The sequence below is a fragment of the Nevskia soli DSM 19509 genome, from assembly GCF_000711955.1.
GTDB lineage: Bacteria > Pseudomonadota > Gammaproteobacteria > Nevskiales > Nevskiaceae > Nevskia > Nevskia soli.
In genome coordinates this window covers 1-22,136 of sequence record NZ_JONR01000039.1, presented here as the reverse complement: position 1 = coordinate 22,136, position 22,136 = coordinate 1, and the positions used below count along the sequence as shown (strand labels likewise).

25 protein-coding genes are annotated in these 22,136 nt (G+C 64.9%); 15 read left to right on the top strand and 10 right to left on the bottom strand.

Annotation, left to right across the window (positions count from 1 at the left end; translation table 11 throughout):
* Nucleotides 1-4 precede the first annotated feature (4 nt).
* The 6 genes from BP26_RS0118215 (at nucleotide 5) to BP26_RS0118185 (ending at nucleotide 5,915) form a co-directional block, all read left to right on the top strand.
* Nucleotides 5-526 carry a TlpA family protein disulfide reductase gene (locus BP26_RS0118215; RefSeq protein ID WP_029921995.1) on the top strand — a complete coding sequence of 174 codons (522 nt, stop codon included), beginning with the start codon at nucleotides 5-7 and terminating at the stop codon, nucleotides 524-526.
* Between the two features lie 14 nt (nucleotides 527-540).
* A complete protein-coding gene (locus tag BP26_RS0118210; RefSeq protein WP_051749144.1) occupies nucleotides 541-744 on the top strand; it encodes a DUF4266 domain-containing protein in 204 nt (67 codons plus the stop codon).
* Complete coding sequence (locus BP26_RS0118205) at nucleotides 731-1,903, top strand: DUF3570 domain-containing protein (RefSeq protein WP_051749143.1); 1,173 nt, start codon at nucleotides 731-733, stop codon at nucleotides 1,901-1,903. Before BP26_RS0118210 ends, BP26_RS0118205 begins: the two co-directional genes overlap by 14 nt.
* A gap of 79 nt (nucleotides 1,904-1,982) precedes the next feature.
* A complete protein-coding gene (locus tag BP26_RS0118200; protein ID WP_245611840.1) occupies nucleotides 1,983-2,909 on the top strand; it encodes an FAD:protein FMN transferase in 927 nt (308 codons plus the stop codon).
* A gap of 46 nt (nucleotides 2,910-2,955) precedes the next feature.
* Nucleotides 2,956-4,800, top strand: coding sequence for a protein-disulfide reductase DsbD (gene dsbD / locus BP26_RS0118195; protein WP_036517329.1), 1,845 nt, complete (start codon nucleotides 2,956-2,958; stop codon nucleotides 4,798-4,800).
* Nucleotides 4,801-5,534: 734 nt separating this feature from the next.
* Nucleotides 5,535-5,915 (top strand): hypothetical protein, encoded by a 381-nt coding sequence (locus BP26_RS0118185; protein WP_029921990.1) that lies wholly within the window; start codon nucleotides 5,535-5,537, stop codon nucleotides 5,913-5,915.
* A 76-nt stretch (nucleotides 5,916-5,991) separates the two neighbouring features.
* Here BP26_RS0118185 and BP26_RS0118180 read toward each other — a convergent pair whose 3' ends face one another.
* The gene (locus BP26_RS0118180) at nucleotides 5,992-6,828 is read right to left on the bottom strand and encodes a MipA/OmpV family protein (RefSeq protein ID WP_157572605.1); all 837 of its coding nucleotides are present in this window, start codon (nucleotides 6,826-6,828) and stop codon (nucleotides 5,992-5,994) included.
* 171 nt (nucleotides 6,829-6,999) lie between these two features.
* Here BP26_RS0118180 and BP26_RS0118175 point away from each other — a divergent pair, with 171 nt between their 5' ends.
* From BP26_RS0118175 to BP26_RS0118165, 3 genes are all read left to right on the top strand, one after another.
* Complete coding sequence (locus BP26_RS0118175) at nucleotides 7,000-7,734, top strand: response regulator (RefSeq protein WP_029921988.1); 735 nt, start codon at nucleotides 7,000-7,002, stop codon at nucleotides 7,732-7,734.
* On the top strand, nucleotides 7,731-9,020 hold the full coding sequence (locus tag BP26_RS28770) for an ATP-binding protein (protein ID WP_157572604.1): 1,290 nt from the start codon (nucleotides 7,731-7,733) through the stop codon (nucleotides 9,018-9,020). Before BP26_RS0118175 ends, BP26_RS28770 begins: the two co-directional genes overlap by 4 nt.
* A 104-nt stretch (nucleotides 9,021-9,124) precedes the next feature.
* Complete coding sequence (locus BP26_RS0118165; protein ID WP_051749141.1) at nucleotides 9,125-9,517, top strand: VOC family protein; 393 nt, start codon at nucleotides 9,125-9,127, stop codon at nucleotides 9,515-9,517.
* Between the two features lie 83 nt (nucleotides 9,518-9,600).
* Here the strand turns inward: BP26_RS0118165 and BP26_RS0118160 are convergent, their stop codons facing one another.
* The 4 genes from BP26_RS0118160 to BP26_RS0118145 all read right to left on the bottom strand — a co-directional run bounded on the left by BP26_RS0118160 (nucleotide 9,601) and on the right by BP26_RS0118145 (nucleotide 12,324).
* Complete coding sequence (locus tag BP26_RS0118160) at nucleotides 9,601-10,311, bottom strand: CBS domain-containing protein (protein WP_029921985.1); 711 nt, start codon at nucleotides 10,309-10,311, stop codon at nucleotides 9,601-9,603.
* A gap of 240 nt (nucleotides 10,312-10,551) precedes the next feature.
* The gene (locus tag BP26_RS0118155) at nucleotides 10,552-11,109 is read right to left on the bottom strand and encodes a nitroreductase family protein (RefSeq protein WP_029921984.1); all 558 of its coding nucleotides are present in this window, start codon (nucleotides 11,107-11,109) and stop codon (nucleotides 10,552-10,554) included.
* Between the two features lie 100 nt (nucleotides 11,110-11,209).
* A complete protein-coding gene (locus BP26_RS0118150) occupies nucleotides 11,210-11,584 on the bottom strand; it encodes a hypothetical protein (protein WP_029921983.1) in 375 nt (124 codons plus the stop codon).
* 155 nt (nucleotides 11,585-11,739) lie between these two features.
* Nucleotides 11,740-12,324, bottom strand: coding sequence for a hypothetical protein (locus BP26_RS0118145; RefSeq protein ID WP_029921982.1), 585 nt, complete (start codon nucleotides 12,322-12,324; stop codon nucleotides 11,740-11,742).
* A gap of 231 nt (nucleotides 12,325-12,555) precedes the next feature.
* On the opposite strand from BP26_RS0118145, the gene BP26_RS0118140 reads away from it, so the two are divergent.
* The 4 genes from BP26_RS0118140 to BP26_RS0118125 all read left to right on the top strand — a co-directional run bounded on the left by BP26_RS0118140 (nucleotide 12,556) and on the right by BP26_RS0118125 (nucleotide 16,359).
* The gene (locus BP26_RS0118140; protein ID WP_051749140.1) at nucleotides 12,556-13,851 is read left to right on the top strand and encodes an MFS transporter; all 1,296 of its coding nucleotides are present in this window, start codon (nucleotides 12,556-12,558) and stop codon (nucleotides 13,849-13,851) included.
* A 149-nt stretch (nucleotides 13,852-14,000) separates the two neighbouring features.
* On the top strand, nucleotides 14,001-14,828 hold the full coding sequence (thiM, locus tag BP26_RS0118135) for a hydroxyethylthiazole kinase (protein WP_051749139.1): 828 nt from the start codon (nucleotides 14,001-14,003) through the stop codon (nucleotides 14,826-14,828).
* A complete protein-coding gene (thiE, locus tag BP26_RS0118130) occupies nucleotides 14,825-15,472 on the top strand; it encodes a thiamine phosphate synthase (RefSeq protein ID WP_029921979.1) in 648 nt (215 codons plus the stop codon). The genes thiM and thiE overlap by 4 nt, the downstream gene beginning before the upstream one ends.
* Nucleotides 15,473-15,645: 173 nt before the next feature.
* Nucleotides 15,646-16,359 (top strand): helix-turn-helix domain-containing protein, encoded by a 714-nt coding sequence (locus tag BP26_RS0118125; RefSeq protein ID WP_029921978.1) that lies wholly within the window; start codon nucleotides 15,646-15,648, stop codon nucleotides 16,357-16,359.
* Here BP26_RS0118125 and BP26_RS0118120 read toward each other — a convergent pair.
* The 3 genes from BP26_RS0118120 to BP26_RS0118115 all read right to left on the bottom strand — a co-directional run bounded on the left by BP26_RS0118120 (nucleotide 16,338) and on the right by BP26_RS0118115 (nucleotide 18,171).
* Entirely contained in the window at nucleotides 16,338-16,991 is a 654-nt protein-coding gene (locus BP26_RS0118120) for a class I SAM-dependent methyltransferase (RefSeq protein WP_029921977.1), read from the bottom strand. The genes BP26_RS0118125 and BP26_RS0118120 overlap by 22 nt on opposite strands.
* 170 nt (nucleotides 16,992-17,161) lie before the next feature.
* Nucleotides 17,162-17,650 carry a hypothetical protein gene (locus BP26_RS29635; protein WP_157572603.1) on the bottom strand — a complete coding sequence of 163 codons (489 nt, stop codon included), beginning with the start codon at nucleotides 17,648-17,650 and terminating at the stop codon, nucleotides 17,162-17,164.
* 92 nt (nucleotides 17,651-17,742) lie between these two features.
* Nucleotides 17,743-18,171, bottom strand: a complete 429-nt coding sequence (locus tag BP26_RS0118115; protein WP_029921976.1) for a nucleoside triphosphate pyrophosphohydrolase family protein — start codon at nucleotides 18,169-18,171, stop codon at nucleotides 17,743-17,745.
* Between the two features lie 145 nt (nucleotides 18,172-18,316).
* Here BP26_RS0118115 and BP26_RS30920 point away from each other — a divergent pair, with 145 nt between their 5' ends.
* A complete protein-coding gene (locus BP26_RS30920; protein WP_281172775.1) occupies nucleotides 18,317-18,448 on the top strand; it encodes a hypothetical protein in 132 nt (43 codons plus the stop codon).
* A gap of 143 nt (nucleotides 18,449-18,591) precedes the next feature.
* On the opposite strand, the gene BP26_RS0118105 is transcribed toward BP26_RS30920, so the two are convergent.
* Together BP26_RS0118105 and BP26_RS0118100 are read right to left on the bottom strand one after the other, a co-directional pair.
* Nucleotides 18,592-19,461, bottom strand: coding sequence for a dienelactone hydrolase family protein (locus BP26_RS0118105; RefSeq protein WP_029921975.1), 870 nt, complete (start codon nucleotides 19,459-19,461; stop codon nucleotides 18,592-18,594).
* Between the two features lie 413 nt (nucleotides 19,462-19,874).
* Nucleotides 19,875-20,771 (bottom strand): LysR family transcriptional regulator, encoded by an 897-nt coding sequence (locus BP26_RS0118100; protein ID WP_029921974.1) that lies wholly within the window; start codon nucleotides 20,769-20,771, stop codon nucleotides 19,875-19,877.
* A gap of 149 nt (nucleotides 20,772-20,920) precedes the next feature.
* Between BP26_RS0118100 and BP26_RS0118095 the strand changes: the two genes are divergently transcribed.
* Nucleotides 20,921-21,799, top strand: a complete 879-nt coding sequence (locus tag BP26_RS0118095) for an NmrA/HSCARG family protein (protein ID WP_029921973.1) — start codon at nucleotides 20,921-20,923, stop codon at nucleotides 21,797-21,799.
* Nucleotides 21,800-22,136 lie beyond the last annotated feature (337 nt).

Here is a 22,136-nt window from a genome sequence, read left to right as displayed (position 1 = left end):
TTTCATGAAGTCACCGCAATCGAAACCCCTGCTGCTGGCGTTCGTCGCCACCATGCTGGCCAGCTTGTCCGCCATGGCGCTCGGTCCCGACCAGCCGGCCCCGCCGTTCAGCCTGCCCAGCCAGGGCGGCGGCAGCACCAGCCTGGCCGAGTTCGCCGGACATCTGGTGTATCTGGATTTCTGGGCCTCATGGTGCAGCCCCTGCCGGCAGAGTTTTCCGTGGATGAACGAGATCCAGGCCAAGTACGCGGGGCGCGGCCTGCGCGTGCTGGCGGTGAACGTCGACGCCAAGCAAAGCGACGCCGAAGGTTTCCTGGCGCAGGTGCCGGCGCAGTTCACCGTGGCGTTCGATCCGAAGGGGCAGACGCCCGGCCTGTATCAGGTCAAGGGCATGCCGACTTCGTTTCTGATCGGATCCGACGGCAAGGTGCTGATGGTGCACCAGAGTTTCCATGACGGCGACCGCAAGGAACTCGAAGCCAGCATCGAAGCCGCATTGGGCGTACACCCGGAGGCCAAGCCGTGAGGATCTCGGCGAGGATGATACTGTGCGCGTCCGTCGCGGTGCTCTGCAGCGCCTGCGTACATCCGCCCAAACCCTGGGAGAAAGGCGAGCTGGCCAAGCCCGCCATGAACATGGGGCGCGATCCCCTGGGGGAGCGCTTCGACCAGCATATCGCCGCGAGCAAGGCCGCCGCGTCCGGCGGCTACGGTGTCGACGGAGGCGGCTGTGGCTGCAACTGATCCGCGCGATTCCGGGGCCGCAACGCCGGAGGCGACGCCGCCGGAGCGGGGCAAGGTCGGCGGCGTGCTTCTGGCGGCGCTGGCCTTGCCCGGTCTCGGCGCGCCGGCGGTGTATGCCGACTCGGCGCCGGAACACGCCACCATCGCCTACAAGCAACTGCACTACCAGGACTCGCAAAGTGGCCTGCAGCGCATCCACGTCGATGCACCCTCGCTGTATCTGATGACGCCGATCGGCGCCAACTGGTCGCTGGCGGGGTCGGCCGTGCTCGACGTCGTGTCCGGCGCGTCGCCGCGCTACTACACCTCGGTATCCGGCGCCTCGCACATGTTCGACCGGCGCATCGCCGAGGACGCGAAGGTCACCTACTACCGCTCGCGCAGCCAGTTCAGCTTTTCGGCAAGCCATTCCAAGGAGGACGACTACGAGTCGAACGCGTTCGCCGCCGACGCGAGCTTCTCCACCGAGGACAACAACACCACGTTCAATTTCGGCGCCGGCGCCTCGATCGACACCATCAATCCGGTCAACCACATCGTGGTCGACGCGCACAAGCACACCCGCGAGTTCCTGGCCGGCGTGACGCAGGCGCTGGATCCGTTCGACCTGGTGCAATTGCAGCTTGGCTACAGCATCGGCAATGGCTATTACGACGATCCCTACAAGCTGTTCGACAACCGGCCGGGCAAGCACGACCAGGGCACCGCCGTACTGCGCTGGAATCACCAGTTCGAGGACTGGGGCTCGACCCTGCGCACCAATTATCGTTACTATCGCGACAGCAACCAGGTGCACGCGCATACCATCCAGCTCGAATGGGTGCAGCCGCTGGGCGAGTCATTCAGCGTCTCGCCCTCGCTGAGCTACTACACGCAGAGCGCGGCCAGCTTTTACATCGATCCGCCCAACGGCGATCAGAACCGCTTTCCGAACATTCCGCCGGGGAGCTACTCCTCACTGGACCAGCGTGTCTCGGCGTTCGGCGGCATCACCGCCGGCGGACGCGTCGACTGGATCATTTCGCCGCACTGGTCCACCAACCTGAAAGGCGACTATCACGAAGAGCGCGCCGCCTGGCGCTTGTTCGGACAGGGATCGCCGGGCCTGGTTCCTTTCCGTTATGTTGCTTTCGAATTTGGATTGTCCTACCGCTTTTGAAGGCGGCCGCACGTCGCCGGTGGGGGCCGCCGCTCGCGGCGGCCCCCGGGAGGGGGTGAGGCTGCGTGGAGACCAGTTTGTGAACGGCGACGGCGGTGATACGCTGGCGGAATTCGCGGTGATGGCCTGCAAGGCCGAGATTCGCGTGGCCGGCGTGGACGAAGACGTGGCGCGCCGCGCGATCGATGCCGCCGTCGCCGAAGTGCGGCGCATCGAAGTCAAGTACTCGCGCTATCGGGTCGACAGCGTGGTATCGCGGATCAATGCCGCCGCCGGCAGCGGCCAGGCCATGGAAGTGGACGAGGAGACGGCCGGGCTGCTCGACTTCGCCTCCAGCCTGTATCGGCAGAGCGGCGGCTTGTTCGACATCACCAGCGGCGTGCTGCGCCGCGCCTGGAACTTCCGCTCCGGGCGGCTACCCGAGCAGGCGCAACTCGACGCCCTGCTGCCGCTTGTGGGCTGGCACCTGGTGCGCTGGGGCGAGGCCAGTGCCACAGCCCCACAGCGCGCCGTCGAGCTGCGCCGGCCGGGCATGGAGCTGGATTTCGGCGGCTTCGGCAAGGAATACGCCGCCGACCGCGCCGCGATGCTGCTGTTCGATGCAGGAATCCGCCACGGCCTGGTCAATCTCGGCGGTGACATCCGCATCATTGGACCGCGGCCCGGCGGCGCGTCCTGGCAGCTCGGCATCCAGCATCCGCGCCAGCCCGAAGGCACCATCGCCGGGGTAGCGCTGGGCGGCGGCGCGCTCGCCACCAGCGGTGACTACGAGCGCTACATGGAGGTCGACGGCCGCCGCTACTGCCACATACTCGACCCGCGCAGCGGCTGGCCGGTGGAGTATTGGAGGTCGGTCAGCGTGGCGGCGCCGCTGTGCCTTGCGGCGGGTGCTCTCAGCACCATTGCCATGTTGCTGCGAACCGACGCGGCCGATTTTCTGCGCAGCCAGAAAGTGGCCTTCCTGGCGGTCGACGCCGCGGGCGAGGTGCTGCATCAAGGTCTGTGATTTTCGTATCGATACCGGGCATTTGCACCCGACGCAGGAGGCAAGAATGGAAGAATCATGGTTGAAGAGCGCTTTGACAGCCCTTTGTGGTGTGCTGGCCCTGGCTGCCACGGTAGCCTGGGCGGAGGATTTCCTCGATGTGGACAAGGCCTTCGTCCTTGCCGCGGCACCCAGCGGCGATGGCGTCCTGGAACTGAAGTTCGATGTAGCGCCCGGGTACCACCTGTACCGCGAGAGGCTCTCGTTGGAACTGCTGCCGCCGGACTTGCATCTGGTGCCCACCAGCATGCCAGACGGCGAGATGGTGCATGACGATAGCTTTGGCCGCGATGTCGAGGTCTATCGCGGGCAACTTGCCCTGAGGGTTGCTCTGGCTTCGAAGACTCCAGCCGACCACACTGCGCTGCTCCGCGTCGGCTACCAAGGGTGTGCCGATGCCGGACTGTGCTATCCGCCGCAGACGCGCGTAATACAACTGCATCTTGGTCCGCTCGGTCAGGTTACGTCCATTGCCATCGCAGACCAGGCCGCTATGGGCGGCGCTTCAGCTCAGGGGACGACAAATCCCGACGAGCCCCGCAGCGGTTCCCGCGTACAGAATGCTTTGCGCTCCGGGCATCTGCTTAGCATCGCCTCGGTGTTCCTGGTTGCCGGCCTGCTGCTCTCGTTCACCCCCTGCGTGCTCCCGATGGTGCCGATCCTGTCGTCGATCATCGTTGGCCATGGCGTCAACGTCGGGCGCCGCAAGGGCTTCACGCTGGCACTGAGCTATGCGCTGGGCATGGCGCTGGTGTACACCATATTCGGCATCATCGCCGGCTTGCTCGGCGAGGGCTTGGCCGCCTCGCTGCAGAATCCATGGGTGCTAGGCAGTTTCGGGCTATTGATGGTGGGGCTGGCCCTTTCCATGTTCGGTCTGTACGAACTGCAATTGCCGAGCGCCTTGCAGACCCGCCTGACACTCGCCTCCGGTCGCTTCAAGGGCGGCAACGGTGTTGGCGTGTTCCTCATGGGGGGCGTGTCGGCCCTGATCGTCGGCCCTTGCGTCGCGGCGCCTCTGGCAGGGGCGCTGGTCTACATCAGCCAGACCCGCGACGTGGTCATCGGCGGGCTTGCACTGTTCTCCCTGGCAGCCGGCATGAGCGTGCCGCTGCTCTTGGTGGGGCTGTCCGCCGGCGCACTGCTGCCGCGAGCCGGCGCCTGGATGTTGTCAGTGAAAACAACATTCGGCGTGGTGCTGCTGGGCGTGGCTTGGTGGCTGGTGTCGCCGGTGCTTCCCCCAGCGGCGGCCATGCTGCTGCTGGCCGCACTGCTGGCGCTTGCCGCCGGGCTGCTGGGTGCCTTTAGCGGCCTGGACCGCCAAGCCGGCATTGGCCGCGTTGCTGGAAAAGCAGGTGGGTGGATACTGGCCTGCATGGCGGTGGCGGAAGTAGCCGGAGCACTGGCCGGTGCTGACAGCGTGTGGCAGCCGTTGCAACCGCTGGTTGCGCATGCCGCCGCTCAACAGACACTGGCTACGCCGGCCTCCGCTATGCGCTTCGCTCCGATAAGCAGCACGTCCGCTTTGGACGAGGCATTGCGCACGGCTGGTGGGCGCCCAGTAGTGCTGGACTTCTACGCCGACTGGTGCGTATCGTGCAAGGAAATGGAACACAGCACTTTTGCCGATCCGCTGGTGAGGCAGCGGCTGGAACACGCAGTGCTGCTTCAGGCGGACGTCACCGCCAACACCGAGGAACAACGCGCATTGCTGAAGCGCTTTGGCCTTTTTGGTCCTCCAAGTGTCCTGTTCTTCGATGCGCAGGGACGGGAGAAAGACGATGCCCGCGTTATTGGATTTGAGGCCGCGCCAATCTTCATCGAACACCTCGATGCCGGAAACGTTCGCTAGTTGGTAAACGCACCGTCTTTCCACTGCGCCCCCCCTCTGATAGCAGACCTTCGCGACCATCCGGATTGGCGCCGTCAGCCGCCATCAGGCGGATACTCCGACAAAAAGAGTTCGAATCTCGATTCGAGCATGATTTTCATCATCTCCCGGGTCACTACGCCCCCGAAGGCGCCCGGACCGAGGACTGAACCCCACATCTGCAACGTAATCTCCGGGAATGAGCGGCAGATCTGGGCCAAAGCCGGCTAGTCAGGCAGATCAACAACGTTGTCAGTGCCGGCAAGAAATGGTGGCAAGCTGATCCAGCGCCCACAAGGGCCGCTTCCCCCAGAGCAACACCACCCCCGTTCGCTCCGAGTACCCGCGAAGCGGGTGTACTTTTCCGAATGTCCCGAATGAATCGCGAAGCGATTTGTATCGAGGGAGGGGGCCGTACACGGAACCATCCTCCAGCGCCATTCCCGAGCACGCGCGAATCCAGTTTTCACGAGTGACGGTCTCAGGTGAGAGCCAATCAATCCCCTCAGGTCAGTTCCACGACCCACCTCCCGCGCGCCGCGGAACGCGCCCATGCCCCAAATCCGCGCCCATCGCCCGCCCCAAACCCGCCCCCACCGCCGCTCCCAAGCCGCCCCAAACCCCACCCGTTTTCCATTCAGTTTCCATACAGCCGCAAGGTGTATAACAAACAAACCTGCCCAGGTCCCTATCCCCTGGCAAGTTTGGAGTCCGTCATGAAAACCATAATCGTCTCTACCATGCTTGCCCTCGGCCTGGCACTGCCGAATGTCTCCTCCGCCCACGGCGGCGGTGGCTATCACGGTGGCGGTGGTGGTGGTTACCACGGCGGCGGATATCATGGCGGCGGCGGCTATTACCACGGTGGTGGCGGCTATTATCACGGCGGTGGCGGCTACCGCGGCGGCAGCTGGTATGGCGGCTGGCCCCTTGCCGTCGGCATCGGTCTGGGTGCAGCGGCCGTCCTCGGCAGCGGTGCCTACTACGGCCCGCCCCCGGTCTACTACGCCCCGCCCCCTACCGTGTATTACGCCCCGCCCCCGCCGGTGTACTACGCGCCGCCGCCCCCCGCCTACTACCCGGCCCCCGGCTACTGAGCGAAATCCAGTAACAAAAAGGGCGGCTTGCGCAAACGCGTAAGCCGCCCTTTCCTTATTCGGCCGCGGCGAATCTTCAGAACCGGTAGCCCACCCCCAACCCCACCAGTCCCTGCGTCTTGTTCAGCACCACCGGGCTGTTCCCGTCGTCACCCAGCAACTGCGTCACCCCGGCAAATCCGCGCAAACCCCAATGCCGCGACAGCCGGTAATCCAGAGACGCATTGAAGCCCACATCCTTGATGCCGCCGCCCGGCGTATACGCCGGCAGCCCGGATTGCAGCGACTGCTCCGGCGATACCCCAAAGTACGTGCGGTCGTAAGAGCCGCTGGCGAACGCCGTCTGCACGCTCGCGGTGAACAACAGCCGCCCCGGAATCAGCGGATGCGCCCAGTTCAGCGACACATTGCCGTACAGGCCATTGGCCTGGTGCGTCAGCGCCTGCCGCACCGTCCCGCGCAGGCTGAACGCCCCCATCGCGTAGCTGGCGAACAGCCCCGCCGTCAGGCTCGGCTGGATATCCCCCAGCCCCTTCAGGTGGATATCGTCATCCTCCTTGCGCCCGTACTGGAAACCCAGCACCGGCCCGGCGCGCAGCCCATGCCAGTCCAGCGCCGTCACCCCGATCCCCGCCGGCCCGGCGAAGAACAGCCCCTTGTCGTAGGACACCGAGATCGCCGGGAACGCCCGCAACGCATACGCATCCGCGCCGTCGTACTTCGGCCGCAACACCCCGCCGCCGCCGAGCATCACGCTCCAGCCATCGGCGCGCCCGCCGCCGGCCTGCTCCAGCTGCACCTGGCTCTGCTCCTGCGCCGCGGCCGGCCATGCGGCGCAAGCCGCCGCCAAGCCCAGCGCCGCCCAGGCCGGACGAAACGGGCGAGTACCACCAACGGAAATGGTTGAAATCACGTGCCACCTGCGAAGATCGGGAATGAAGGCCCCGAGTATCCGCGACGCAGCCGGCGAATGCGTGTCCGAACGTCCCCGGAGTGTTGCGTTATGTATCTCTGGCCCCAATCCGCAACATTCGGTTACAAAAGGCCGTTCCCGATTGCGTCTCTCCCTACCATACTGATGCCTATGGAAACGGCTCCGCCCCACCTGCTGATCGTCGACGACGACACGGAAATCTGCGTCCTGCTGTCCGAATTCCTGGCCCGCCAGGGCTTCCGCGTTTCCATCGCGCACAATGGCAAGGCCATGATGCAGACCCTGGCCGAAACCCGCGTCAACCTCGTCATCCTCGACCTGATGCTCCCCGGCGAAGACGGCCTCAGCCTGTGCAAGCGCCTGCGCGCGCGCAGCGCCCTGCCCATCATCATGCTCACCGCCCTGGCCGAGCCCACCGAGCGCATCATCGGCCTGGAGCTCGGCGCCGACGACTACCTGCCCAAGCCCTTCGTTCCGCACGAGCTGCTGGCCCGCGTGCGCGCCGTCCTGCGCCGCGCCAGCGAGCTCGAAGGCCAGAGCAGCGGCGACCGCCAGCGCAGCCTGGAATTCGCCGGCTGGCGCCTCGACGTCGGCCGGCGCGAACTCTACTCCCCGCGCAACGCCCTGGTTTCCCTGCCCGCCGGTGAATTCGACCTGCTGCTGATCCTGCTCGAACGCCCCCACCGCATCCTCAGCCGCGACACCCTGATCGACCTCGCCCGCGGTCGCATCCCCACCCCCTTCGACCGCAGCATCGACGTCCAGATCAGCCGCCTGCGCCGCAAGATCGAAGCCGATCCGAAAGAGCCGCTCTTCATCAAGACCGTGCGCGGCGGCGGCTACGTCTTCTCCGCCCCCGTCACCGTCATCGCGGACGAAGCATGATCCGCCACGACACCATCGCCTCCCGCATCCGCCGCTCCATGCTGGGCCTGGTGGTGATACTCACCGTCAGCTTCGCCGTGCTGCGCCTCTACGACAACCACGACGACGACCCCGGCACCAGCCTCGGCCACCACATCGGCAGCATCAGCGAAATCGCCGACGCCACCCCACGTCCCGAGCGCGCCGCCTTCATCGGCGCCCTGCGCGACAACACCTTCAGCGCCGCACTCGCCGACAGCTACGCCGCCGGCGGCACGCCCCAGGGCGGCTTCACCGCCTGGATCCTGCGCCGGCGCATCGGCGACCACGACGCCCCCCGTCAGGTCACTGTCACCACCGCGCCCGGCACCACCGCCCCGGTGCTGATCCAGGTGCCCCTGACCGACGGCCAATGGCTGCGCTTCACCGTCCCCGACCCCGACTCCCTCGGCGGCTTCCCCTACCGCACCTTCGCCGAACGCGTCGCCCTCGCCGCCTTCCTCGTCTGGCTGCTCTCCCTGTGGACCGCGCGGCGCCTCGCCGCCCCCATCGCCGCCTTCGCCAGCGCCGCCGAGCGCCTCGGCAAGGGCACCGACACCCCGCCCCTGCCCGAGCGCGGCCCCTACGAACTGCGCGTCGCCACCCGCGCCTTCAACGAGATGCAGGAGCGACTGCAACGCTTCGTCCGCGACCGCACCCAGATGCTCGCCGCCATGTCGCACGACCTGCGCACCCCGCTCACCCGCATGACTCTGCGCGCCGAATTCATCGAAGACCCCTGGGAAAAGCGCAAGATGCTCGGCGACCTGGCCGAGATGATCGCCATGATCGAATCCACCCTCACCTTCGCCCGCGAAGACTTCAACCGCGAAGCCCGCGCCCTGGTGGATCTGCGCGCCCTCATCGAAAGCATCTGCCAGGACGCCGCCGACACCCGCGCCGTCATCAGCTGCAGCGTCGCCGAACGCATCGACCTCGAATGCCGCCCGCAAGCCCTGCGCCGCGCCATCACCAACCTCGTCGACAACGCCCTCAAATACGGCGGCTCCGCCCACGTCGAAGTCCTCAAGGAAACCGGCAAGGTACTGGTCCTCGTCGAAGACCAGGGCCCCGGCATCCCCCCCGACCAGCACGAACGCGTCTTCACCCCCTTCTACCGCCTGGAATCCTCCCGCAACCGCGAAACCGGCGGCGCCGGCCTCGGCCTGGCCTTGGTCCGCACCATCGTCCACGGCCACGGCGGCAACGTCACCCTCGCCAACCGCAACGAAGGGGGCCTGAGAGTGCGCGTCGAATTACCCGCGTAACACTGTGGATTCGTACCATTCCAGCAGACTCGGGTGTCAGTCGATTAACACTGGCAGCCGAATCCAGCGATCCTCATGCTACGGGCTAGCAAAGGGAGCCAACCATGAACTCCGCCACCCATCTCATTCCAGGCATTCGCGCGTTTCGCCCCTTCCTTCCAGCGAAGGAATTCGAAATCAGCCTGCGCTTCTATCAGGCCATTGGTTTCGATACCTACCCGCTCGGCGACACTCTCTCCGAACTCAGCCTCGGCACGCACGCTTTCCTGCTCCAGGGCTACTACGTCAGGGAGTGGGCCGAAAACACGATGATGCATGTCCTCGTCAACGATGCCCAGGCGTGGTGGCAACACCTCGATTCCCTGGACCTGGCCCATCGATTCGGCGTGCCGCCGCCCGCGGCGCCTCGCGTCGAGCCATGGGGCCTCACCGTGGCCTACGTCATCGATCCGTCAGGTGTACTGTGGCACTTTGCAGAGGTCACGAAACAACCGTAAGGCGGAACAGCGGCCTTGCCACCGCATTGGCTATCGACGAATTCGCCCCGAAAGCGCTTGCCGGCGAAGGCAATCGAATCGCGCTATTCGGCCGCTTCCCGGACGACAATGCCGCTATTGGGCTCGATCGTCGTCAGGTGATCCCGTACGCGTACGACGCCCGCCTGATTCTCCACCAGCACATTCAGCGCCTCGCGCGTGCGCTCGTCGGTAACGATGCCTTCGATGTCGACAACCCCATTGCTCACCTTCAGGGTAATCAGGGCATGCGGCACCCAACTCTGGCGATCCAGTTCCGCCTGGACGCGCTGCAGCAGTTCTGCGTCGGAGGTTTCGGCGGCCGTATCCCTCGGGGCCGCACCCAGATAAGCCTTCAGCAAATCGGAGCGGCTCAGAATACCCGTGAGAACGCCATTGGCGATCACCGGCAGGCGCTTGATATGACGCTCTTCCATCAAGGCTACCGCATCGGCCAGCGGCGCATTCTCGTCGATCGTCACCACCCCGCTCGTCATGACCTCCCCGACCTTGCGGGCGTGACTGAGCGCGTATTCGCGTGCCAGGCGTCCCGGGCTGAGCAGGAAGGTAAGCCATCTGGCGTGCTTGCGCTCCGTATCCAGCTCCGAGCGCCTCAAAAAGTCGCCTTCGGTAATCATGCCGACCAAGGTTCCGGTCGAATCGACCACCGGCAAACCGCTGAACTTCGCGTCCAGCATAAGGTGCAGCGCATCCAGCACCGACGCATCCGTCCGTATCGTGTTTACCTTGCGCGTCATCGCATCGGAGACTTTCATCGGCACTCTCGCTATAGACTTTGTTTCACTTTCTCCCGGCCATCCGCCGGTCGCTATGACATGGATCAACTTTCCGCTGCGACAGGCCCGAACGTACAGCGGATTGAACAGACCAAGCGTATCTAGCGTGCGTCGGCCGCAAGGAAATGTTCACGCGCACAGGACCGCACCCGTGCCGCATGCCGCATGCCGCATGCCGCATGCCGCTCGGCGGCAGCTTGCGTCATCCAATGAGGTGGTTCATATGAAACTGATGTCCGGCGCCTTTCTGGGAACGGCAGGCGGCTCACCCCTGGGATGCCCGACGATGATCGGAGCGACCGGCACATGGCTTCCCGGAAGACCGAGCAGCGCCTTGCCCTCCGGCGTACGCAGCCATCCCTCGGCAAACCCGATCCAGCAGGTTCCCAACCCCGCGGAACGTGCCGTCAGCATCAGGTTCTGGGCGGCCAGCGCACAGTTCTCCACGGCCCACGCATTCTCGACAGCACTCGAAATCAGGATCAAGACAGGCGCGTTGTAGAAAATATCGAATCCAGGATCGTTCAGAATCTCCTGAAAGTGATGCGACAGCAACGCCGCCGGGGTGGTGCTGAGCATGTGCGCCTTGGCCTGGCGCGATATGCTGCCAAGCACCTTCTTGTCGCGCACCACGCAAAATGCCCACGGTTGCTGGTTGACCGCGCTGGGCGCCTGCACCGCCGCGTCGATGAGCAGGCGAATCGTCGCCTCGTCAACCGATTCCGCCGTATAGTCGCGGACGGCGCGCCGCGTATAGATTGCCTCTTTAAGATCCACGCTGCATCTCCGGATTGGGCATCAGGGCAACAAGCACTCAGGATGACGGACCATCCCCGCAATGGGTCTTCGCCAATCGGACCAGAGCGGCCGCCGCCACTCAGACGGCGGGAGTAGCCATTCTCTCGTGCGAAGAGAGATATTGGCGCGCAAAGGCCACCAGCTGCGCCTCGCTCGGATGGTCCACGACCTCCCAGCCGGTAAGCTGTTTTTCCAGGTGCGGACGATGCTTTTTCACATAGTGGCGGAATGCCGAAAGGCCGGTATGCGGACCGGTGACCACCACCTGCGGGTAGGCGCCAAGGGCATCGCACACCATGCCGAAGAACTCATGCTCGGCCCGCACATCGCTGTGGTGCTGGCGGGTGTAGTGGCTGTGCGGACCAAAATCGTGGCGCGCGGCACGTTCCGCGTCGAACTCCACGATCTCCGCATGTTGATGATCGATCCGCAGGACGGCATGGGCGAGTGACATGATGAAACTCCTGGAAAATGCTGGATGAACCAAGCCGCTCGACGAACCCGCGGCTGATGACTATAGTCTGGGCCTGCGGCCGGTGCGCCTCATTGATCCAGGTCATTCCGCTGCCCGCCGGCCTTGCCGCGGGGCGCACATCGACCCTATAAACGCTAGACGGAACAGTCCGGCGCGGATCCGGTTCTCAGGGTGAATCTCACTCGGACCTTGCCGTCGACTACCGACGAACGAAGCACAATCCGGCTGACCGCGTTGCTCCAGATTGCAACCATGTTGTTGTCGTCGACATAAGGCTGGCAGGGCTCGCCAAAGCGATCCATCAGGCGTCGGAATATCCGTCCGCGCGCATCCACAGGGCCGACGATATCGATCTCCCGAAGACGCATTTCGCGTTTGCCGCCGGATGCGGAAAAGATGAATGCGTAATTCCTGGTCAAGACATCGCCCAGTACGAGGGGGCTTTTCCGAATCCGTCCATCGGGGCCGCTTTCCGTCCAGGCACAGCGAATCAGATGCCGGGCCGCTTCGTCGGCATTGAGCGGCGTCTCACAGACAAGCTTGGCGCCTGCGCCGGCAATCGGAGCCTTGGCGTGCTTGAATTGCGACAAGGTCATTCCCAGGGCGAGCCCGCGGAAATCGTAGGGGGCCCCGCGCGACGCGTCGTCGACATACCCGGTGTCGGCAGCGCACGCAACGCTGCAAATCAGGAATAGGACGCCGATAACTTTGGTATTCATGGCAATGGGCACCGGAATCGATACGCCTGCGTTCAGCGAACGTCGGCTTTTCGATAATTTTCCGGCCGCCACGAATGCCGCACATTGATATGGGTCAAGAGCGGTTTTGATCCCGCGCCGCGGCAAGCCTTGACTTGGGTCAAGGCAGGCATCCACTGTATTTTGGATGCTGTTTAATCTGCTTTTGCCGCAGCGAGCCGGCCGGAAAGCGCCTCACAACGAAACCCGAAGATGTCGCCCGAAGCAAATCTTGCTCAGACCTTCCTGACATTACGCAAATCGCTGGCGCTTCTCCGCACACGGCGATTCGGCACCTTCTGGTTCGCCAGCCTTCTTTCGAATATCGGCACCTGGGCCCAGCAGGTGGCCCAGCCCTGGCTGCTGCTGAGCCTGGGGGCCTCCCCGTTTCTCATCGGACTCGATGCATTTGCAATGGATGCACCGGTCTGGGCCTTTACGCTGACGGGTGGCGTACTGGCCGACCGCGCCGACCGCCGCCGCGTCATTGCCGTATTCCAGTCCATCCAGATGCTGTGCCCGACGCTGCTGGTCGTCCTGCTCCTGACCGGCGCCGTTCGGCCGTGGATCGTGATCTGCATGTCCCTCATTGTCGGCATCACCGATGCGCTTTCGATGCCCTCGTTCCAATCCATCGTTCCGTCAATCGTCAAAAGCGAACAGATCGCTTCGGGGCTGGCCCTCAACTCAACCCAGTTCAATCTGTCGCGCATCCTGGGGCCGGCCCTGGCCGGCGTTCTGATTACCGCGACGGGCGTCATGGGTTGCTTTGTTGCCAGTGCCGTCTCCTATCTTCCTTTCATCCTGATCGCTCTCTGGATCCTGCCGCGTAGCGACGCCAGCCGCGCATCGGGCACCTCGCTGAACCTGCATGGCGTCGCCGCCGGCGTCAATGAAATCATGCACGACAGACGCCTGCGTCAAGCATTGGCAACCGTTCTGGCGACCAGCTTTTTCTGCGGCCCGCTGGTGACTTTCATCCCGATTCTGGTGAAGGGCACCTTTCATGGAAGCGCGGGCCAGTTCAGCGCGGCCGTCAGTGCTTTCGGCATCGGCGGATTAGTGGGTGCGGCGGGCCTGCTGTCCGTAGGCGAGCGGCAAGACCGGCAACGCCTGAGCTCGGCGTTCGCTCTCGCCTACGGTGCGATCGTGGCGCTCTCCGCCACCACTCCATGGTTCTGGAGTCTTCCAGTCCTGCTCGGCCTGGCGGGTGCGGCGATGAATGTCAGCAACACTTGCGCCAATACGGTCATCATGACCGCTTCAGCGCCGGGCCTGAGAGGACAAACCGTGAGTTTGTACATGCTGGCCATGCGTGGAGGCATGGCATTGGGCGGCCTGTTGACCGGCCTGTCGATCGGCGTGTTCGGCATGAGACACGCCCTGCTGCTCAATAGCGCGCTTGCATTGGCGGCCCATCTCACCCTGTATCGCCAATACCGGAATATTGCGCCGAAGGCACCGGCCGACAGCCGGGTGGAGCGCGCCACGCACACCCCGCCATCCTGAATCATCTCAAACACCTGTGGCAACACCTTGCGCGTCGGCACAGGCGTTCACCCATCCCGCCCCTCCGGGAATTTGCCCACCCGATGAAACCGCCGGGCCAGGCGTCGCCATACAATATCGCGCCCCGCCCACCGCCTGGATCCGACTTCATGGACAAGAGCACCGCCAATCCGACCGCAGGGACCCTCCCGCCCGGCGCCCTGCTCGAACGCGTACGCGCGCAATCACCCCTGGTGCACTGCATCACCAACTACGTCGCCATGAACTTCGCCGCCAACGTCCTGCTCGCCGCCGGGGCCTCCCCCGCCATGGTGCATTCCGAGAAAGAGACGGCCGAATTCGCCGGCATCTCCGGCGCCCTGACCATCAACATCGGCACCCTTTCCGACCACTGGCTGACCGGAATGGAACTGGCCGCGGACGCCGCCCGGGCGGCCAACAAGCCCTGGGTCCTGGACCCCGTGGCCCATCACGCCACCTCCTATCGCCGCAACGCGATCGCAAGACTGCTCGCGCTGAAACCCACCGTCATCCGCGGCAACGCCTCCGAGATCATCGCCCTCGACGGCGGCACCAGTACCGCTTCCGGAGTCGACGCCCGGGACAGCGTCGAGCTCGCGGCGGGCGCGGCCGTGAATGTGGCCAGAAAGCATGCGACGGTCGTCGCCGTCACCGGCGAAGCGGACTTCGTCACCGACGGACACCAGTCCGTGCGGATTTCCGGCGGCTCGCACTACATGCCGATGGTCACCGCCATGGGCTGCGCCCTCACCGGCCTGGTCGGCGCCTTCGCCGCGGTGGCCCCGGCCTCCCCGCTCGACGCGGCGATCGCGGCACTGGCCTGCTTCGCCGTCGCCGGTGAACAGGCCGCCGTGCAAGCCGAAGGCCCCGGCTCGTTCTCCTGGCGCTTCCTGGACGCTCTTGCCGCGCTGACCCCGCAATCCCTGACAGGCCGCCAAAGGCTGGCACGCGCGTGAAAACCTTCGACCTCTCGCTCTACCTCGTCCTGGACCCGGACCTGTGCCGCGACATGACCATGGTCGAAACCGCCCGCGCCGCCGTGGCCGGCGGCGTCACCATGGTGCAGCTGCGCCACAAGCACGCCACCACCGCGCACCGCATCGAACTGGGCCGCGCCCTGAAGGCCGCACTGAGCGGCACCGCCGCCACCCTGATCATCAACGATGACCTGGAAGCCGCGGTCGAAGTGCAAGCCGACGGCCTGCACATCGGCCAACAGGATATCGACGCCGCCACCGCACGGCAGCGCATCGGCAGCCAGATGATCCTCGGCGTCTCCTGCAGCCAGGAAAGCCATGCCACCGGCATCGATCCCCGCATCGTCGACTACGCCGGCATCGGCCCCGTATTCGGCACAGCCACCAAGCCCGACCACGACCGCCCCCTGGGCGTGTCCGGCTTGCGCCACCTCGTCTCCATCCCCCCGGTCCCCACCGTCGCCATCGGCGGCCTGAAACTGGAACACGTGGACGCAGTCCTGGAAGCCGGCGCATCCGGCCTGGCCGTGGTCTCGGCCATCTGCGGACAAGCAGATCCCGAAACCGTCTCCCGTCAATTCGCCGATCGAATTCGAATGGCCCGGCTTCGCAGGGCGCAATAAGCCTGTCCCGAGTGCGTTGCGAAGCAACGTGTATCGAGGGGCGAAGTGCATTGCGCCGAATGAAGAACTGATCGTAAAAACAAAGCCCAAGCCATAGTGCAGTCCCAAGGGCGGAAGGCGTTTGGTTAAAGTCGCCTGGTCACTGACGCCCCGACGAGTCAAACTCCAGCGCTATGACGAGCAACAACACCGTCAACGCATCGCAACCAGCCAGGTTCCTTATCGGCAAAGGTTATGCGCTGTTCGAAGGCCCATCAGGCGACAACACGCCGCATCGCCATGCCGCATTCCAGGTCGCCATCGCACTGGAAGGCAATGCGGCAATCCACGACGGTACCCGGCTGCATAAAGCGCCCGTGCTGGTAGTGCCGCCCTTCCTGCGCCACCAGCTCCAGCCCATCGCGCGCCTGCGCACCTACTACATAGAGCCGCACTGCCGCTTCGCCGACCTGTTGCGCGACGCCTGCGCCAACGGCATTGCAGCCATGCCCCAAGTGCGGGACTTGCACGAAGACCACATCCACACCCTGAGTTCGACTGCCTCCCCGAGCATCGATGCGCGCCTGCAGCAGGTGATGGATGCGCTTGCGGCGCCGGGCGACGCGCAGCCCATTCCCGCACTGGCACACAAGGCCGGCCTGTCGCCACAGCGCCTGCGCGCACTGGCGCAAGAGCAGCTGGGTATGCCACTCGCCCGCTGGCGCATCTGGCAGCGCTTCGGCGTGGCCGTCCAGTTGATGACCACGGGTGAAAGCCTGGCCGATGCGGCGCTCGCCGCCGGCTTCGCCGACCAGGCCCATTTCAGCCGCCAGATGCGCGAGATGTTCGGTGTGCCGCCGTCGCAGCTACTACCCGTGCTGCGCGCTCAGACCTTCTCTGCCACGTAAACCGTAACGGCCCCCACCAGCGTGGGAATGACCTGCGCCTCCCGCACATTGCCGAACCCGGCCTGCCGCATCAGGCCCGGCAGCACCCCATCAGCATTGGGCTGCGTGTCCGCGAAGCCATCGGCCATCTGCACAATCAGGAAAGCCGCACGCATCAACCAGCTACGCTGCCGGCCAAAGTCAGCAATCACCAGCCGGCCGCCGGGTTTCAGAACCTCATGCATCGAAGCCAGAATCGCCCGCTTCATCGGCAGCGGACACTGGTGCAACACCAGGCTGGAAATCACCTTGTCGGCACGCACATCCGGCAACACCGCGGCCAGCGCATCACCCATCCCGCTGCGAAACTCCACCGGCGCCGACACCTTCTCCGCCTTGCGCCGCGCCAGCGCAAGCATGCGCACATCCGGATCCACTCCGACAATGCGCGCCTGCGGTTGCAGCGCGTACACCATCAGCGACTGGCTGCCCGAGCCGCACCCCACGTCCACCACCACATCCCCCGGCTCCGCCGCCAGCTCCCGGCACGCCGCCCGTCGCCACCCACGCTCGCCCGTAAGGGCCACCACCGCATCGTAAAGCCACCCGGCCCCGAAGCACCCCAGGGCGGGAGTGAATGCAGGCTGTGTCATGTGGCGATCCTCGGTGGAGTGGCCACAGTGTCCGCCTCAGGAGAGGTCCATGTCTTGAACGAAACGCTTGTGCCCGCTCGGCTGGAAGCTACCGTGCATTGACGAATCACCACCAGACCGTAAGCGAAACTGGTCATTGCAAGCAATGACCGTGGACACTGTGAAACTCTCTACTTGATGTCGACGATCTTCATATGGTCATCACATCCAATTTCATCCCCATCTTTAAGCTTGTTTTCGGCTCCTACGATGCAACCAACGGATTTTGTGAAGCTCAGTGAACCGCTCTCTGCCCCACTCTTCAGCATGGGGCGATACCAGTTCCCGGCCTTCGTCGTTACAGAAACGACATAGAGGAATCGAACTGGCTTATGCGCAGGCGGCGTATCCGTAAGATAGTAGCCATTGGGACCAAACTCAAAAGTGTGATCCCCTGGCAACAATGTAGCGTCACCTGGATCTGGACGGAGCCAATGTGTTTCATTTCCATCGATGCTGGTAACGACCAAACCAGGGCCCCGACCAGATGACAGGTGTACAGTAGAAATATTCTCAGCGGATTGCTCCGGCCCTTCGTACATCTGTTGCGTGCCGCAGCCAGCCAATAACAAGATGAAGGTCCCTATCGCCACCTGCATTAAGACGTTATTTCTTGACACTCCCTACCCCCTGAAATGTACAGACATGGCTGCTAAAAGCCGGGTGCCGGCATGAGACTGTGCGTGCCGAATGGAACAAACGCCGCCGCCCTCTAAACCTTCCCCATCCCCTCCAGCAACCCCCTGATCTTCGGCTCCGGCTTCCAGTAGTTCGGCCCCTTCAGGAACTTGCCGTTGCCGTCGTAGATCGGCTGCCCGTCGGCGCCCAGCTTGCTCTCGTTGCTGTCCATGATGATGTCCAGTACCGCCTCCAGCGGCAGCCCGTACTTCAGGGCCTCGGAGCGGCAATACACGATCACATCACCCAGCAGGTCGGCCAGCGCCACCGCGATCTCGATCGGCGCCGCCCCCGCCTCCGCCTGCGCCACGATCTCGTCGATCTCATCCACCTCGTCCGCCAGCGTCGCCTTGAACTTCCTGAGCCGGTCGGCCACGTCCGCCGGAATCGCCGGCGCCTCGTTCGAGGCCAGCTTGTACATCGCATTCATCAGGGCAATTCGTTCGGCGAAGGACTTTTTCATGATTTTCTGTGTTGGGAATATTCAGGCGATGGCCGCGGCTGCGGCCGTCCGCAAAGCATAGCCGTTCCAGCCATCCCCGATCCATGCGCCGCAATGCGCTACGCTATCCCCATTCCGTTTACTGAAAACCGGCCCGGGCAACCCCATGGACCCTCTCGACATCACCCCAAAGCGCACAAGCTGGCGCTGGCTCGACATGGTCGTCGGCACCAGCGCCATCGTCATCGCCGCCATTTCCCTGGTCGTGGCCCTGCGCCAGAACCTAAGAGCGCAATAAGCCTGTCCCGAGTGCGTTGCGAAGCAACGTGTATCGAGGGGCGAAGCGCATTGCGCCGGATGATCGCCCACCCCATTAGCCACGCTGCACTACGCCCACCGAACTCCGTTCACTGGAACTCCACCCCAGACGCGTCGTCCCGCCTAAGCCAGCGAACTGCCAAACAACGCCAGCAAGCGCCCCCAGGCCTTCTCCGCCTGGTCATGGTTGTAGACCTGGGAATCGGTCGGGCACCAGCCATGCATGGTCCCCGCATACACCTCGATCTCCGCCGGCAACTTGGCCTGGGCGAAGGCATCGCGCAACGTGTCCTTGGCCGCCGGCTGCTTGCCGTCGTCGTTTTCGGCGATCGCGATGAGGAAGTGCGCCTTCATCTGCGGAATCAGCAGGTGCGGACTGTCCGGCTTGTCGGTGACCAGGCCGCCGCCATGGAAAGTCGCGGCGGCGCCGATGCGCGAGGGCAAGGTCGCGGCGGTGCGCATCACCATCGGTCCGCCCATGCAATACCCGGTGGTACCGATTTTCTTTTTCTTGTCCACCGCGGCCTGCTCGTCCAGGAACGCGACGAAGGCCTTGGCATCGGTCGTCGTCGTCTCCGGATTGAGGGTGCCGGCCAGCGTCATCAGCGACTGCCGCGTGGCGGGATCGTTGAAGTCCGCATGCTCCGGCGCCGTCGGCGCCTTCTTCGTGCGGTAGAACGGGTTGACCACCAGCACCGCATAACCGGATTCAGCCAGCCGCGTCGCCATCTCCGTGAACGCCGGGCGCAGCCCGAAGATATCCGGCCAGATCAGCACCCCCGGATGCTTGCCCTTGGCCGGATGCACGAAATAGGCGTCGGCCACGCCATCCGGCGTCTTGACCTCGACCGCCGCGCCCTTGGTCTCGGCGGCGTTCGCCAGCCGCGGCAGCATCACCGTCAATCCGGCGCCCAGCGCCATGGCGCCGAACTGCCGCCGCGTCAGCTTGCCGGAGCGCCGCGCAAACTCATCGAAATCGTCGTGTTCGCACATCGTTTCTTTCCTTGGATGCGTTGATGGATGGGTAATCGAGCATGCAGCATTGATCGGAAATCCTGCGCCGCCATGCAAAATGCCGGCGCCCTGAATGGGCCATGACGCACCCGCATCGCGCGTCGCACCCCATCGCCACAACATAGCAAAATACCTGGCCCAAACGCGGACGCACCCGGCGCCATACTCCACCGCTTCGGCAACCGAAAACACGCTGCGACGCACCCGACCCGATCACACGGCCGGCGCAGCGAGGCCGGCCTTCGCCGTGAGTGCCGCGAACCCCGCATCCGGTTCATCCCGAGCCGCACGGGACGGCTCCAGCCGTAACAAAAATTTACCCGCCCGCACCCCGCACCGATCCGCGTCAAGCCGCTGCGCGCACCGCCAATGCCGTGCGTCGCGGCACCAGTTCAGGGCCCGGGAATGGCGCCTCCCTCCGCAAACGCCTCGATCAGCGCATCGAGAAACGCCCTGACCTTCGCACTGAGCAGCCGCCGCGAACCGTAAAGCGCCCAGATCTCCACCGCCGCGCCATCCTCGGTCCCCCAGCAAGCCAGGCGCCCCGCCGCCACATCCTCCGCCACCAGCAGCTTCGGCAACAGCGCCGCTCCCACACCCGCCAGTACCGCCTCGCGCACCATCAGCAGCGAAGACAGCTTCAGGATCGCCTCGGGCCTTAGCACCCTGGCGCCACCCTTGCCACGCATCCGCCACAGCGTCCCCGCGGACGCCGCCGCCGGCATCACCGCCCGCACCGGCACCTCGGCGCCGAGCTTGCGCGCAAGCGCGGGCCGCGCCACCCCAGGCGCCGCCACCAGCAGCCGCTCGTCCTGGAGCAGGCGCCGCCCCACCAGCCGGGCGTCCTCCGCCGGATTGATGCGGATCACCAGGTCATACCCCTCTTCCACCGGATCGATCACCCGGTCATCCGCCACGATCTCCAGCTCCACCTGCGGATAGGCCAGCGCGAAGCGCGCCCCGATCCGCGCCAGCGCCACATGCGCGAATACCACCGGCGCACTCACCCGCAGCCGCCCGCGCGGAATCGGCGCGCGCGAAGCCACCGCTTCCCCGGCCTCCGCCAGCTCCGCCATCAGCCCCGCGGTGCGCTCATGCAGCGTCCGCCCTTCCTCGGTCAGCCGCAGCACGCGCCCACCGCGCTCGATCAGCCGCACGCCCAGCCCCTGCTCCAGCTCCGCCACGCGGCGCGACAGCGTCGCCTTCGGCCGCCCCACCGCCCGGTTGGCGCGCCCGAAGCCGCCGTGAACCGCCACCAGGTTGAAATCCGCCAGGGCCGCCAAGTCCATTGAGCCCTCCATCGCGCTTCCCATAGATCGTTCCATTCATGAGACGAAGTGTTCCGATTCTCCTACTTATGCAGCCTTAATGGAACGTCTATCGTTCGTCCCGTAGCGGTTCCACTCATCAACGCTTCACCCCTTCAAGGAGATCCACCATGTCCATCCTCATCACCGGCAGCACCGGCGTCATCGGTTCCCAGGTCCTGGCCCATCTGCAGGGCAAAGGCGTCGAAGTGCGGGCCCTCACCCGCTCGCCCGAGAAAGCCCGTTTCCCCGCCGGCGTCACCGCCGTCAAGGGCGACCTCTCCGACCTCGAATCCACCCGCCAGGCCCTGGCCGGCGTCAGCACCCTGTTCCTGCTGGTGTCCAACGCCTCCGACGAACTGACCCAGGCCCTGCAAACCCTCAACCTCGCCCGTGAAGCCGGCGTCAAAGGCATCGTCTACCTGTCCGTGTTCAAGTCCGCCGAATACACCAACGTGCCCCACTTCACCGGCAAGCACACGGTGGAGCGCATGATCGAGCAGTACGAAATGCCAGCCACGGTGCTGCAAGCCGCCTACTTCATCCAGAACGACAGCCGCCAGAAAGACGCGCTGCTCCAGCACGGCGTCTACGGCATGCCCATCGGCTCCAAAGGCCTCTCCATGGTCGACATCCGCGACATCGGCGAAGCCGCCGCCCGCGAACTGCTGCGCCGCGAGCAAGCCAATGCCCCGCTGCCGCGCGAAACCTACGCCCTCGTCGGCACCGACGTGGTCAGCGCCGAATCCGCCGCCGCCATCTGGAGCGAAGCCCTGGGCCGCCCGATCAACTACGCCGGCAACGACCTGGATGCGCTGGAACAGCGCCTGAAAGCCTTCTCGCCTGGCTGGCTCGCTTACGACCTGCGCCTCATGTTCGGCCGCTACCAGACCGATGGCGCCATCGCCACGCCCGCCGACATCGCACGTCTCACCACCCTGCTCGGCCGTGCACCCCGTGGCTACCGCGACTTCGCCAAGGTCATGGCCACCGAGTGGGCCAAGGGATAAAAGCACGGATGATCCACGGCACTTCACAAAAAGGCGGGGCTTCGGCCCCGCCTTTTTCATGCGCACTCGGTAGACGCAAACACAAACGCGTCCCGGCGCCGGATCAACCTGCCACCCAATCTTGCCGGCACGGACAAGCGTGCCGATCAGGCCGATATGCGCGCGACTGGGCGCGCGCCTCTAGTCGCGCAAACCGGCGACTCCGGAGAAGAGTCGCGTGCGCACAGCGCACCCTGTGTCGGCCTCCCTAAGAGCCTGTAACAGAATGAATCGCGCCTGCGACGGCGGTCATTTTTGCGCAGTGCAAGTCGGACAGAGTGCGGCATGGTGATTCCAT